This window comes from Parvibaculum sp. (genome assembly GCF_035325945.1).
Classification (GTDB): Bacteria; Pseudomonadota; Alphaproteobacteria; order Parvibaculales; family Parvibaculaceae; genus Parvibaculum.
Genome location: NZ_DAOKYX010000041.1, coordinates 2,200 through 15,634, shown reverse-complemented (window position 1 = coordinate 15,634; position 13,435 = coordinate 2,200). Strand labels below are relative to the sequence as shown.

Genomic DNA, 13,435 nt, shown 5'->3' with positions numbered 1-13,435 from the left:
TCGGGTTTTCTCTTTCAGGAGCTTTCCCATGAGCGCCGACGCCCCAGCGCCGAACAGCCTCGCGCCGAACGATCTCGAATCGAACTGGCTGCCCTTCACCCCGAACCGCCAGTTCAAGCGCGAGCCGCGCCTGCTCGCCCGCGCCAAGGGCATCTATTACTACAAGCCCGACGGGACGGAGGTGATCGACGCCACGTCGGGGCTCTGGTGTTCCAATGCCGGGCACTGCCGCGACGAGATCGTGCAGGCGATCCAGACCCAGGCGGCGGAACTCGACTTCGCGCCGACCTTCCAGTTCGGCCATCCCAAGGCCTTCGAGCTTGCAAGCCGGATCGCGGGCCTCGCGCCGGGCGATCTCGACCATGTGCTCTTCTGCAATTCGGGCTCGGAGGCCGCCGACACCGCGCTCAAGATCGCCATCGCCTATCACCGCGCCAATGGCGAGGGCACGCGCACGCGCCTGATCGGCCGCGAGCGCGCCTATCACGGCGTCGGCTTCGGCGGCATTTCGGTCGGCGGCATGGTGGCGAACCGCAAGTTCTTCGGCACGCTGCTCGCGGGCGTCGACCACCTGCCCCATACCTACAACCGTGCCGAACAGGCCTTCACCAAGGGCCAGCCCGAATGGGGCGCGCATCTTGCCGACGAATTGCAGCGGCTCGTCGAGCTTCACGACGCCTCGACCATCGCCGCCGTCATCGTCGAGCCGATGGCGGGCTCGACGGGCGTGCTGCCGCCGCCCAAGGGCTATCTCCAGCGCCTGCGCGAAATCTGCGACCGGCACGGCATCCTGCTCATTTTCGATGAGGTCATCACCGGCTTCGGCCGCCTCGGCCACGCCTTCGCCGCCGAGCGCTTCGGGGTCACGCCCGACATTCTGACCTTCGCCAAGGGCGTCACCGGCGGCACCGTGCCCATGGGCGGCGCGATCGTCCGCAAGTCGATCTATGACGCCTTCCAGACCGGGCCCGATCACGTCATCGACCTCTTCCACGGCTACACCTATTCCGGCCATCCGCTTGCGGCGGCGGCGGGGCTCGCCACGCTCGATCTCTACCGGAAGGAAAACCTCTTCGTCCGCGCCCAGGCGCTCGAGGCCTTCTTCGCCGACGCGCTGATGAGCCTCAAGGGCCACAAGCTCGTCGCCGATATCCGCCAGATCGGGCTTGCGGGCGCGGTCGACCTCGTGCCGGTGGACGGGCTGCCGGGCAAGCGCGGCTTCGACGCCATGCGGACGGCCTTCCACGAGCAGAACATGATGGTGCGCGTCTCGGGCGACGGCATCGCCTTTTCGCCGCCCCTCATCATCGACAAGAGCCAGATCGAGGAAATATTTACCCGATTCCGCAAGGTGCTCGACCGGCTGGGCTGAGGACGGGCGGGAATTCCGCGCGGCGGGGTCTTGTAACCCCGCCTGAAATTCCTATTTCCCGTCTGTTCCCTCTGATGGCGCGCCGGGCCGCCCTCCCCCTCAGGGCCCGGCGCCAGTTTCAGTGCAACCCCCTGCCGCATCCGCGGCGGGGGGTCTTTTTTCATGCGCCCGGCGATGCCTTTTTGGCCGATTCGCGCTCGGCGAAGCCGAAAATGCCCTTGGCCATGAGCGAAGACTCCGCCTTGCGCCGCGCCGCATAGACGGAAGCGCGCACGCCATGCGCCTCGCGGTCCTCCGGAGCGGCCTGAACGGCAAGCTCGGCAAGGTGGCAGGCAAGGCGAAGCTCGCCCGCCTCGGCGAGCGCCGAGGCACGCGCAGCGAGCGCCCCGGCCCCGCCCGCAAGGCCCGCAAGCTCGGCCGCGAGCGCGGCATCCGAGGCAGGCTTCAGCCGCGCCGGATTGCCGTCATACCAGCCGCCATAGAGCCGCCAGATATTGTGAATGACGAATTCGGGCTCGTCATAGACCGGCCGGAGATAGGGCTTGTTCATCAGGCTGTCGGGCAGCTTCACCCCATGGACAATGTCATCGAGACGGGCGCCCGCATTCATCATGTCGAGGGTCTGGCTCACCAGCGTCTCAAGCGCGGTGGCGATATTATCGAGCACCGTGGCGATGCGCGCCCGCCCGGCGATGGGAAGCCCATGAGCGGGAAGCAGAAGCTCCGGCTCGAGCGCCGCCATTTCGCGCAGCGCCTGCGCCCATTCGAGCGGGTAGCGCTGCACCTTCTGGGGATTGCCCGCATTGGGGAAGACCCAGGTGACGAAATCGCCCGAGCAGATCGCCTTGTGCTCCGGCACCCAGGCCCAGAGATGGTCGTCGGTCTCGCCGATGGCATGGCGCAGCTCGAAGCGCGTGTCGCCCGCGCGGATCTCCAGCCGGTCGCGGAAGGTCGTGTCGGGCTCGATCCAGGGATCGGGACCGAAGCGCCTCGGGCCCGGCGCCGCGCTTCCCTCGCCCATCCGCAATTCGGCGGCGGGCGCGAACTGGCGCGCATTGATGGTGTAGTTATAGCCATTGGTGAGCTCGTAGCGGCGGAAGCGCGGGCTCACATTCTCATGGCCGATGATGCGGGGGCGGCGCGCCGATTTCTCGCAAGCCTCGCAGACGAAGGCGCCCGTGCCGCCGACGTGATCGGCATGGCCATGGGTGTAGCAGATGTTGGAGACGGGCTCGTCGGTCCAGCGCCGGAGCGACTTCAGCACGCCGCCGGCAAAGGCTTCGAGGCTCGTGTCGAACAGCACCAGTCCATCGCCGGTGCGGAAGACGACGACATGCGAGAACGCCTCGATCATGGCGATGCCGTCGCCAAGCTCAGAAAGCTCCGTCGTCGGACGGTTGACGAGCCCCGCCCCTTCGTAGATGTCGTTGTCGATATAGCGCGCGGAAAGCGCCAGCAGGTCGGCCATGTCGTGCCCTCGCATGCGAAAGGAATTGCAGACGGAAACGGCGGGGGGGGGCTCCCCCCCCACATGGCCTGTCGATGATTTTCTGCACGTATTCCGCAATACGGAATTATGTGCTCAGGACTTTAGAAGTCCCGTGCCCTTGCCGATCACTCGGTCGACGATGCGCTTCGGCAGGAGGCGGGGGATCGTCCAGTTCATCAGCCGGCCCTTGACGACTGCATAGCGCACGCTCGGGCGCTTCACCGTCAGCGCCTTCAGGATGGCGCGGCCGAGCGCTTCTGGCGGCAGGCCCGCCTTGCCGGTCGCCAGGAAATAATCGCGGAACTTCACGAGGCTCGGATAATAGGGGCTGTTCGCATAGCGCGTGACGTCGATCTCCTCGGCCTTGTCCCAGATCGCGGTGCGGACGGGGCCGGGGCCGATGACGATGACGTCGATGCCGTAGAGAAGCAGTTCGCGGCGCAGGCTCTCCGAAAGACCTTCGAGCGCGAATTTCGAGGCCGAATAGGGGCCGAGAAAGGGCGCGCCCTGCACGCCGCTCACCGAGCTGATATTGACGATGCGGCCCGGCGCGCCCTTGCGCGAGCGGTCGGCGCCGAGAAGCGGCGCGAAGGCGCGCGTGACGATGAGCGGCCCCGTCACGTTCACTTCCATCTGGGTGCGGAATTCATCGAGATCGAGATCGAGGAGCGGGCCTGAAACGGCGATGCCCGCATTGTTGACGAGGCCGGAAAGCGTCTCGCCCTTGAGCGCCTCGCTCACCGCGGCGGCGGCGCGATCGACCGCCGCCTCGTCGGTCACATCGAAGAGAAGCGGCGTGAAACGCGCGCCGAACTCCTTCTTCAGCCGTTCGGCATCGGCCTCCTTGCGGACGCTGCCGAAGACATGAAAGCCCGCCTCCGTCAGCACCTTCGTCGCGCCGAAGCCGATGCCCGTCGACACGCCCGTCACAACCACGCTCTTCATGCACCCCTCCTCATCGCAATGACCGAAAGAGATCAAATGGTCATCCGGCATCAAGGATCAAGAACGAATTGCCCGGTGCGGAAACGCCGCCCCGACAAGGCAGGCCCTTCCGCGCCCGGCCGCCCCGATCTCAGGCAATGGTGACGCCGCCATCGATGACGAGCTGCTGGCCGGTCATGAAGGCGCCGGCGGGGCTTGCCAGGAAGACGGCCGCGCCCGCGATCTCGTCCGGCATGCCGATGCGCCGCAGAGGCGCGTTCGAGGTCGACTTTTCGAGAATGTCGGGATTGTCCCACAGCGCCTTGGCGAAATAGGTCTTGATGAGGCCCGGCGCGATGCAGTTGGCGCGGACGTTGTGCACGCCATATTCGACGGCGAGGTTGCGCGCGAGCTGGAAGTCGGCCGCCTTGGAAATGCAATAGGCGCCGAGAATGGGCGAGCCGCGCAGGCCGCCGATCGAGGAGATGATGATGATGGAGCCGTCCTTGCGCTCGACCATCTGCGGCAGGACCATGTGGCAGAGCCAGTGATTGCTCTTCACATTGGCCGACATGATCTTGTCGAAGGCGTCGTCGGGAAGGTCCTTGGAAGGACCGAAATAGGGGTTCACGGCGGCGTTGCAGACGAGGATGTCGACCTTGCCCCATTTCTTCATCGTGGTGTCGACGAGGCGCTGGAGATCAGCCTTGTCGGAGATGTTGCAGGGCACGGCGATGGCATGATCCGCATGCTTCGCATTGATCTCGCCGGCAACCTTTTCGCAGGAATCGGCCTTGCGGCTGGAGACGACGACCTTCGCGCCCTGCTCGGCGAAACGATGAACGATCGCCTCGCCGATGCCCCGTGTCGAACCGGTGACGATGGCGACTTTTCCCTTGAGATCAAAAAGTGACATGCGGTTCCTCCTGATGCCTTTTTTCCGGCGCATTTGCGCGGCTATTTCAGTCGTTTTCGCGCCTCTTCCGCTTTGCTAGGCTGGCGGCTCGAGGCGTGAATTATCTCTTCTTCTACACCATCGGGTGCGGTTTCCACAGCGGACCGCGCCGCGAAGCCACGGAGCCCTTCATGCTGATCAAACGCACCATCCTTCTCGCCAGCCTTGGCGCGTTCACACTGACCGCCTGCACCACGCAGGATCCCTATACAGGCGAGCAGAAGACGAGCAAGGCGACCTATGGCGCGGCCATCGGCGCGGCGGCGGGCGCGCTTGGCGGCGCGCTCATCGGCGGCGGCACCGGCAGCGACCGGCGCAACCGCGCGCTCATCGCGGGCGGCGTGGGCGCGCTCGCGGGCGGCGGCATCGGCTATTACATGGACCAGCAGGAAGCCGAACTCACGCGCCAGCTCCGCTCGACCGGCGTCAGCGTGACGCGCGTCGGCGACAACATCATCCTGAACATGCCGGGCAATGTGACCTTCGCGTCGAACTCGCCCGACATCAACGCCAAGTTCTATGACGTGCTGAACTCCGTCGCGCTGGTGCTGAAGAAATACGACAAGACCCTCATCGACGTGACGGGCCATACGGATTCGACCGGCAGCGCCGAACTCAACCGGAAGCTCTCGCAGGCGCGGGCCGAAAGCGTGGCGAGCTATCTCATTTCTCAGGGTACGGATTCGCGCCGCTTCCTCGTGCGCGGCGTCGGCCCGAGCCAGCCCATCGCGACCAACGACACGCCTGAAGGGCGCGCGCAGAACCGCCGCGTCGAGATCAAGCTGACGCCGCTGACGCAGGGCTGAACCCCCTCCTCCCATCATGCCCCGCGTAAGGCGGGGCATGATGACGGGGGACGATCTCAGAGGTCGTGCCCGAGGAGGCTTTCGATCTCCCCCACCAGCGCGGGATCGAGCGGGCTCACCCGGCTCGCATAGATATTCACGAGATCTCCGGACGGGCCGATCAGATATTTGTGGAAGTTCCAGCGCGGGCGCGCATCCTCGCCCGCTATCTCGCTCACCCATTTGTAGAAGGGATGAGCCGCCTCGCCGATCACGGACTGTTTCGAGGTCAGCGGGAAATCCACATCGTAATTCGTCTCGCAGAATTCGAGGATCTGGGCCTCGCTGCCCGGCTCCTGCGCACCGAAATCGTTGGAGGGCACGCCGATGACGACGAGGCCGCGCATCCGGTAGCGCTCCCAGAGCGCCTGCAATTCCCGGTATTGAGGCGTGAAACCGCAGCGGCTCGCCGTGTTGACGATCAGGACGGCGCGGCCCTCGAACTGCGAAAGCGCCAGCGCCTCGCCCCTTATGGTGCGGAACTCGAAGGCATGCGCGTTCATCCGGGCCTCCTGCCAATGCCGACACGACGCAAACCCTAGCACGCCGCTTTTCCCGCTTCACGCGCTGCCGCAGGCCGCTAGTATGGGATGCAAAGGGGGAACGGCCCATGTGCGATACGATGGTGGCGCGGCCCGGCGCGACGAAATCCGGCGCGCTGATTTTCGCGAAGAATTCAGACCGCGAGGCCAACGAGGCGCAATTTCTGATGCATGTGCCGCGGGCGCGTCACGGAAAGGGCGCAACCCTCCGCTGCACCTATATCGAAATTTCGCAAGCCGCCGAAACGCATGCCGTGCTCATCTCACGGCCCTTCTGGATGTGGGGCGCGGAAATGGGCGCGAACGAGCACGGGCTCGTCATCGGCAACGAGGCGGTCTTCGCCAAGATCGCGCCGCAGAAGGAGGCGGCGCTGATCGGCATGGACCTGCTGCGGCTCGGGCTCGAGCGGGCGCGCGACGCCGACGAGGCGCTCGATGTCATCACGACGCTTCTGAAGACGCATGGACAGGGCGGGAACTGCGCCCATCTCGGCCATTTCGAGTATCACAATTCCTTCCTCATCGCCGACGCGACGGGCAATGCCTATGTGCTCGAAACGGTGGGGCGGGAATGGGTGGCCGAGCGCGTGGACCGCGTGCGCTCGATCTCGAACACCTACACGATCGGAACGAAATTCGATCAGGCAAGCCAGGGGCTTCTTCCGCAGGCGATCGAACAGGGCTTCGTGCAGGAGGGCGAGACTTTCGATTTCGCCGACGCCTATGCCAACCGCGCGCGCTCAGCCTTCGCCACCGGCATGTCGCGCTGGTGCCGCACGAGCAACCTTCTCGGCCGCCGCAACTTCCACGCACCGGCGAGCCTGATGGCGATCCTGCGCGATCAGGGCGCACAGGCCGCTCGCGACCCGAACTGGCGGCCCGACGGCGTCATGGGCGGGGCCGTCTGCGCCCATGCCTCATGGGGGCCGATCCGCCGCTTCGGCCAGACCACCGGCTCATGGGTGGCCGAACTCGGACCGGGGCGTGCCGTCCACTGGCTGACGGGAACCTCATCGCCCGACACGTCTATCTTCAAGCCGGTCTTTTTCGGACCCGGCTTCGAGGGGGCGCCGCTTCCCGATTTCGGGCCCGCGCCCGGCGACACCTACAACCCGGCGACGCTCTGGTGGCGGCATGAACGGCTCCACCGGGCGGTGCTCGAGGATTACCCGACGAGGCTCAACGCCTTTGCCGGCGAGCGCGACAGGCTGGAGGCGAGCTTTCTCGCCCGCGTCGAGGCGCTGCTTGCGCGGGGTGGAAGCGCCGAGGAGGCGGGCAGGCTCTCGCGCGAGATTTGGGCCGAGGCGGCGGCCGCCGAAGACCGCTGGTTCGAGCGCGTCCGGCGCATGCCGAAGCATCCCGGGCGCGGAGGCTCGCTTCTTTACCGGATGCATTGGGGAAAGCTCGCGCGGCTCGCCAGAATGCCTGCCTGAGGGCTCCGGCCGGGCGCGGGCTCCCCTCGCCTCATGGTTAACTTTATCTCAACGCCTCGGGGGCAAGCTTTCATCGGGTCAAGTTCCAGATGGGGTGCGAGACGCCACATATGCGTCCGCAGGAGCCGCCGATGTCGAAACCGAAGCATTTTCTCGCCGCCACGCTTTATGTCGCGCCTTCGATCGCGGCCGCGCTCTGGCTTCCCGAAATCGCCAATGTCGAACCCAAGCTCGCGCTTCTAGGCGCGCTCATCGCCTGTTTCCTCGGCGCGGAAGCCCATGCCGCCTATGCCCGCGGCATAGAGAGGCGGCAGGTGCGGAACGATCTGGCCGAACTGACGGGCATCGCGGCCGGCCTCACGCGCGAGATCGATCAGGCGGCGCGCCGCATCGTCGAACTCGAAAACCGGTTCGAACTGGAAACGACGCAGCGGATGGAGCGCATCTTCTCCGAAATCCGCGTCATCGAATCGCTGGTGAAGCGGGTCGCCGAAACCCGCGAGGCGCCGCCTCTGCCCGGCGCCGTTCCCGCCATGCAGGCGCGGCTCGCGCGCGAATTCGGCGCGCCCGTCGCCTTGGCTGAAGTCGAGCCCGAACCCGACATCTCCACCATGAGCGACAGCGAGCTTCTGGAGACGATCCGCCGCTCGCTCGAGGCAAACCGCGTCGATCTCTATCTCCAGCCCATCGTCGGGCTGCCGCAGCGCAAGGTGCGCTATTACGAAGGGCTTTCGCGGCTCCGCTCGGAACAGGGCGCGCTCATCATGCCGCGCGACTACATGCGCGTCGCCGAGCCTGCTGGCATGATGCCCACCGTCGACAACATTCTTCTCTTCCGCTGCATCCAGGTCGTGCGCAAGCTCGCCAGCCGCAACAGGCATACGGGCGTCTTCTGCAACATCTCGGCCTATTCGCTGCTCGATGCCGACTTCTTCCCGCAATTCGTCGAGTACATGCAGCACAATCAGGATCTCGCGCAGCACCTCATCTTCGAATTCAGCCAGATGACGGTGAACGGCATGGGTCCGATCGAACGGGAAAGCCTCGAAGCGCTGGCCAATCTCGGCTTCCGCTTCTCCATGGACCAGGTGACGAACCTCAAGCTCGACGCCAGAGAGCTTCACGACCTGAACTTCCGCTTCGTGAAGATTTCGGCCGCGACGCTGATCGGCGGGCAGCATGGCCATGCCGACATTCACGCCAACGACATCAAGGAACTTCTGCGGCGCAACGGCATCCAGCTCATCGTCGACAAGATCGAGACGGAGCGCGAGGTCGTCGACGTGCTCGACCTCAATGTCGAATATGGGCAGGGCTATCTCTTCGGCGAGCCGAAGCCCGTGCGCGAGGAAGTGACGCGGACGGCGGCCGAGACGGCCGTGGCGGCCTGAAGCCCGCGCTTCGGCCACCCCGCTCCCCCGAGGTTTGACAGGCGCGGCCCGGACGCTATCTTGCCGGCCGACCCGTTCACGCCCGCCAAGGGAGCCCTTGCATGAGCACCGCCCAGATCAAATCCGTCATCGAGCGCGCCTTCGAGGAACGCGACAGCGTGAACACGGAGACGAAAGGCGAGGTGCGCGAGGCCGTGGAGACGGCGCTGCTGGCGCTCGACAAGGGCGAGCTGCGCGTCGCCGAGAAGTTCGGCGGCGAATGGGTCGTGCATCAGTGGCTGAAGAAGGCGGTTCTTCTCTCCTTCCGCCTCAACGATATGGGCCTCATCGCGGGCGGTCCGGGCACCGGCACGAACTGGTGGGACAAGGTTCCGTCGAAATTCGAGGGCTGGGGCGAGGCGGAATTCCGCGACGCGGGCTTCCGCGCCGTGCCCGGCGCCATCGTCCGCCGCTCGGCCTATATCGCCCCGGGCGCTGTTCTGATGCCTTCTTTCGTCAATCTCGGCGCCTATGTCGATTCGGGCACCATGGTCGACACCTGGGCGACCGTCGGCTCCTGCGCACAGATCGGCAAGAATGTGCATATTTCGGGCGGCGCGGGGATCGGCGGCGTGCTCGAGCCGCTGCAGGCCAATCCGGTCGTCATCGAGGACAACTGCTTCATCGGTGCGCGCTCGGAAGTCGCCGAGGGCGTCATCGTCGGCGAGGGAGCGGTGCTCTCCATGGGCGTCTATCTCGGCGCCTCGACCAAGATCATCGACCGGGCAACCGGCGAGGTGCATGTCGGCAAGGTGCCGCCATATGCGGTCGTGGTGCCGGGCTCGCTGCCGGGCCGGGCAGGCAAGGACGGGGCGCCATCGCCGAGCCTCTATTGCGCCGTGATCGTGAAGACGGTCGACGCCCAGACGCGCTCCAAGACCTCGATCAACGAGCTGCTGCGGGACTGACAAGGCACTGTCGCCCCGGCAGAGCGCCGGGGGGTTCGGGCGCGGCCGGGCTCACCGGTTGCGGCGCCCGATCCCCGGACAACAGGGGAAGCTGAGGCACGTTCCTGCCATTTGACCGCACCCGTTGCCGCGCGGTACACGGGGAGACCATGTCGATGTCCGCGCCCAGCCCCGACAGCCCCTACGATCCGCTTGCGATCGCGGTCGAACTCATCCGCTGTCCAAGCGTGACGCCGCGCGACGAAGGCGCCCTCGACACCCTCGAAAAGTGGCTCTCGCCCCTCGGCTTCCGCTGCGAGCGCATGCCCTTCCGCGAGGAGGGCACGCCGGATGTCGACAATCTCTATGCCCGGCTCGGAACGGGCGGGCCCCATTTCTGCTTCGCAGGACACACGGATGTCGTGCCCGTGGGCGATGAGGCAGCCTGGTCGGTCGAGCCCTTCGCGGGCGAGATCCGGGCGGGCAAGCTCTTCGGCCGGGGCGCTGCCGACATGAAAGGCTCGATCGCGGCCTTCGTCGCGGCGGCCGAGAGGCTCGCGCGTGGCGGCTTCGAGGGCTCGATCAGCCTGCTGATCACCGGCGACGAGGAAGGCCCCGGCATCAACGGCACGGCAAAGATGCTGAAGGCGCTGGCGGCGCGCGGCGAGACGATCGACCATTGCCTCGTCGGCGAGCCGACATCGGTGCAGACGCTCGGCGACATGGTGAAGATCGGCCGGCGCGGCAGCATCAATGGCTGGCTCACCGTGCGGGGCATGCAGGGGCATGTCGCCTATCCCCACCTCGCCGACAATCCCCTTCCCCGCCTCATCGAGATGCTGCGGCGGCTCGACGCCCACGTGCTCGACCGGGGCAATGCGCATTTCCAGCCGTCGAATTTCGAGATCACCTCGATCGACGTCGGCAATGCGACGACCAATCTCATTCCCGGCGTCGCGCGGGCGATGATGAACATCCGCTTCAACGACGAACATACGGGCGCCTCGCTCGATGCGTGGATGCGCGGCGTCTTCGACCAGGTCGTGCAGGAAATGGGCGGCGCTTACGAGTTCGAGACGAAGATCTCGGGCGAAGCCTTCATCACCGAGCCCGGCCGCTTCTCCATGCTCATCACGGAGGCGATCCGCGAGGTGACGGGCCTCGCGCCCGAGCTCTCGACGAGCGGCGGCACGTCGGATGCGCGCTTCATCCGCGCCTATGCGCCGGTGGTCGAATTCGGGCTCGCGAACGCCACCATGCACAAGGTGGACGAGCATGTGCCGGCGGGCGACATCGCGCGCCTCGCCGACATATATGAGGCGATCCTGCGCCGCTATTTCGCGGCCGGCGCGGACGCATCGCGATGATCAGCACGAGTGAAATCGTTCACGGACTGACCGGCGCCTGGCGCATCGCCATGCTGGACGCCACGGCCGCGCGGCATTTCGATCTCTCGGCCGATGGTTTCCGCCGCTCCTTCTGGGCGCTGGCGATCACGGTTCCCATCATCTTCTTCACCACCGCTTCCCTCTGGCAGATCGGGCAGGCGAGCGGAACGATCGAGCTTGCCGATTTCACCTCCTTCGTGACGGTGCAGGTCGGCGCCACCGTTCTCTACTGGGCGGCCTATCTTCTCGTCATGATCGGCGTCGCGCGCCATCTGAGGCTCGGATCGAGCTACGCCGCCTATGTGATCGTCTTCAACTGGGGCGAGCTGATGACCTCGGCGCTCTTCGCGCTGCCGCTTCTGCTCAACGCCTTCGGCATACTCCCCAGCCCGATTGCCGTCACGTTGATGCTGCCCGCCATGGCCGCGCTCGTCTGGTATCGCTGGCAGATCGCGCGGCAGGTGCTCGGCGCGACGCCGCCCGCGGCAGCGGCCATTCTCGCCCTCGATCTCGCGCTCAACCTGATGCTCGATCACGGGCTTGCGAGCCTCGTCTTCATGTCCGGCGGAGAGACGCCATGAGCGATCCCCGCCCGATCGGTGTCTTCGATTCAGGCATAGGCGGCATCACCGTCCTGAAGGCGCTGCGCGCAAGGCTGCCGCATGAGGACCTCGTCTATCTCGGCGATACGGCGCGCCTGCCCTATGGCACGAAAAGCGCCGAGACGGTGACGGCCTATGCGACGCAGGCGACGCGGCATCTGCTCGGGCACGACATCAAGATGGCGGTGATCGCCTGCAACACGGCGACCTCCGTCGCGCTCGGCCCGCTCTCGATGGCGCTGGCGCCGCTTCCCGTCATCGGCGTGGTCGGCCCCGGGGCGGAGGCCGGCGTCAAGGCATCGCGGACGCGCCACATCGCGGTCATCGCGACGGAGGCGACGGTGCGGGGCGGCGCCTATCCGCGCGCGATCCATGCGCTCGACCCCGGCGCCCATGTGGTGCAGGAGCCCTGCGGCATCTTCGTCGCGCTCGCCGAAGAGGGCTGGGTTTCGGGCGATGTGGTGGAGGCGGCGGCGCGGCGCTATCTCGAGCCGATCTTCGCGCATCCCAATCCGCCGGACACGCTCGTTCTCGGCTGCACGCATTTTCCCGTGCTCGCGGGCACGATCGGCAAGGTGGCCGGGCCCAATGTCACGCTGGTCGATTCGGCGGAAACGACGGCGAAAGCCGTCGAGACGGAACTTTCCGGCCGCGATCTCGCAAGCCCACGCAAGACGCGCGGCCGCACGCGCTTTCTCGCCACCGACAGCCCCGAGCGCTTCGCGCGGGTCGGCGGCATTTTCTTCGGCGAGCCGATCAGCGCCGACGAGGTCGAACTCGTCGATATCAGGCCCGCCTGAAGCCGCGCAGGGAGCCGATGCTCTCCGCTAGTCGTAATCGACCTGCATGAGATAGAGGCCGTCCGGCGGCGCGACGGGGCCGCAAGCGGCGCGGTCGCGCGCCTTCAAGGCGCGTTCGAGATCGCGTGCCGTCCATTTGCCTTCGCCGACGAGCTTCAGCGAGCCGACCATGGAGCGCACCTGATTGTGCAGGAAGGAACGCGCGCGGGCGCTGATCTCCACATCCTCGCCATAGCGCGAGACGGAAAGCGCATCCAGCGTCTTCAGCGGCGATTTCGCCTGACACTGCATGGAGCGGAAGGTGGTGAAATCGTGCTTGCCGATCAGGATCTGCGCGGCGGCGTGCATCGCATCGGCATCGAGCGGCTTGTGCACGAGCCATGCCTGGCCTCGGTCGAGCGTCAGCGGCGCGCGGCGATTGACGATGCGATAGAGATAGTGGCGCCGCGTCGCGGAAAACCGCGCCTCGAAATCCTCCCCCACCTCCTCGGCCTCGACGATGGCAACCGGATGAGGGCGCATATGGGCATTGACCGCATCGCGCAGCGTGTCGGTGCGGACGGGCTCGGCGAGATCGACATGCGCGACCTGACCCAGCGCATGAACGCCCGCATCCGTGCGGCCCGCGCCATGGACGCGCACATCCGCGCCGCAAAAGCCCTTGAAGCCCGCCTCCAGCACATCCTGCACGGCGCAGCCATTCGCCTGCGACTGCCAGCCGACAAAGGGCGCGCCGTCATATTCGATGGTGAGCTTGTAGCGGGGCAT

The 13,435-nt window shown here is 66.3% G+C and carries 13 protein-coding genes; 8 read left to right on the top strand and 5 right to left on the bottom strand.

Annotated elements, in window-relative coordinates; genetic code table 11:
• The first annotated feature begins 28 nt into the window (after positions 1-28).
• Positions 29-1,372 (top strand): aspartate aminotransferase family protein, encoded by a 1,344-nt coding sequence (locus PKA57_RS13990; RefSeq protein WP_324301599.1) that lies wholly within the window; start codon positions 29-31, stop codon positions 1,370-1,372.
• Between the two features lie 160 nt (positions 1,373-1,532).
• Here the strand turns inward: PKA57_RS13990 and PKA57_RS13985 are convergent, their stop codons facing one another.
• The 3 genes from PKA57_RS13985 to PKA57_RS13975 form a co-directional block, all read right to left on the bottom strand.
• Positions 1,533-2,840, bottom strand: a complete 1,308-nt coding sequence (locus tag PKA57_RS13985) for an alkyl sulfatase dimerization domain-containing protein (protein WP_324301597.1) — start codon at positions 2,838-2,840, stop codon at positions 1,533-1,535.
• A gap of 114 nt (positions 2,841-2,954) precedes the next feature.
• Positions 2,955-3,806 carry an SDR family oxidoreductase gene (locus tag PKA57_RS13980; protein WP_324301595.1) on the bottom strand — a complete coding sequence of 284 codons (852 nt, stop codon included), beginning with the start codon at positions 3,804-3,806 and terminating at the stop codon, positions 2,955-2,957.
• A gap of 130 nt (positions 3,807-3,936) precedes the next feature.
• Positions 3,937-4,701, bottom strand: a complete 765-nt coding sequence (locus tag PKA57_RS13975; protein ID WP_324301593.1) for an SDR family oxidoreductase — start codon at positions 4,699-4,701, stop codon at positions 3,937-3,939.
• A gap of 173 nt (positions 4,702-4,874) precedes the next feature.
• On the opposite strand from PKA57_RS13975, the gene PKA57_RS13970 reads away from it, so the two are divergent.
• Positions 4,875-5,546: an OmpA family protein gene (locus PKA57_RS13970; protein WP_324301601.1), complete on the top strand. Its 672-nt coding sequence runs from the start codon at positions 4,875-4,877 to the stop codon at positions 5,544-5,546.
• 56 nt (positions 5,547-5,602) lie between these two features.
• On the opposite strand, the gene PKA57_RS13965 is transcribed toward PKA57_RS13970, so the two are convergent.
• The gene (locus PKA57_RS13965) at positions 5,603-6,088 is read right to left on the bottom strand and encodes a glutathione peroxidase (RefSeq protein WP_324301591.1); all 486 of its coding nucleotides are present in this window, start codon (positions 6,086-6,088) and stop codon (positions 5,603-5,605) included.
• Between the two features lie 107 nt (positions 6,089-6,195).
• On the opposite strand from PKA57_RS13965, the gene PKA57_RS13960 reads away from it, so the two are divergent.
• From PKA57_RS13960 to murI, 6 genes are all read left to right on the top strand, one after another.
• Positions 6,196-7,560 carry a hypothetical protein gene (locus PKA57_RS13960; RefSeq protein ID WP_324301589.1) on the top strand — a complete coding sequence of 455 codons (1,365 nt, stop codon included), beginning with the start codon at positions 6,196-6,198 and terminating at the stop codon, positions 7,558-7,560.
• A gap of 131 nt (positions 7,561-7,691) precedes the next feature.
• On the top strand, positions 7,692-8,951 hold the full coding sequence (locus PKA57_RS13955) for an EAL domain-containing protein (protein ID WP_324301587.1): 1,260 nt from the start codon (positions 7,692-7,694) through the stop codon (positions 8,949-8,951).
• Positions 8,952-9,052: 101 nt separating this feature from the next.
• Positions 9,053-9,898, top strand: a complete 846-nt coding sequence (gene dapD, locus PKA57_RS13950; RefSeq protein WP_324301585.1) for a 2,3,4,5-tetrahydropyridine-2,6-dicarboxylate N-succinyltransferase — start codon at positions 9,053-9,055, stop codon at positions 9,896-9,898.
• A 149-nt stretch (positions 9,899-10,047) separates the two neighbouring features.
• Complete coding sequence (gene dapE, locus PKA57_RS13945; protein ID WP_324301583.1) at positions 10,048-11,244, top strand: succinyl-diaminopimelate desuccinylase; 1,197 nt, start codon at positions 10,048-10,050, stop codon at positions 11,242-11,244.
• Positions 11,241-11,846: a hypothetical protein gene (locus PKA57_RS13940; protein WP_324301582.1), complete on the top strand. Its 606-nt coding sequence runs from the start codon at positions 11,241-11,243 to the stop codon at positions 11,844-11,846. Before dapE ends, PKA57_RS13940 begins: the two co-directional genes overlap by 4 nt.
• Positions 11,843-12,667: a glutamate racemase gene (gene murI / locus PKA57_RS13935; protein WP_324301580.1), complete on the top strand. Its 825-nt coding sequence runs from the start codon at positions 11,843-11,845 to the stop codon at positions 12,665-12,667. The genes PKA57_RS13940 and murI overlap by 4 nt, the downstream gene beginning before the upstream one ends.
• A 27-nt stretch (positions 12,668-12,694) precedes the next feature.
• On the opposite strand, the gene truA is transcribed toward murI, so the two are convergent.
• Positions 12,695-13,435, bottom strand: coding sequence for a tRNA pseudouridine(38-40) synthase TruA (truA, locus tag PKA57_RS13930; RefSeq protein WP_324301578.1), 741 nt, complete (start codon positions 13,433-13,435; stop codon positions 12,695-12,697).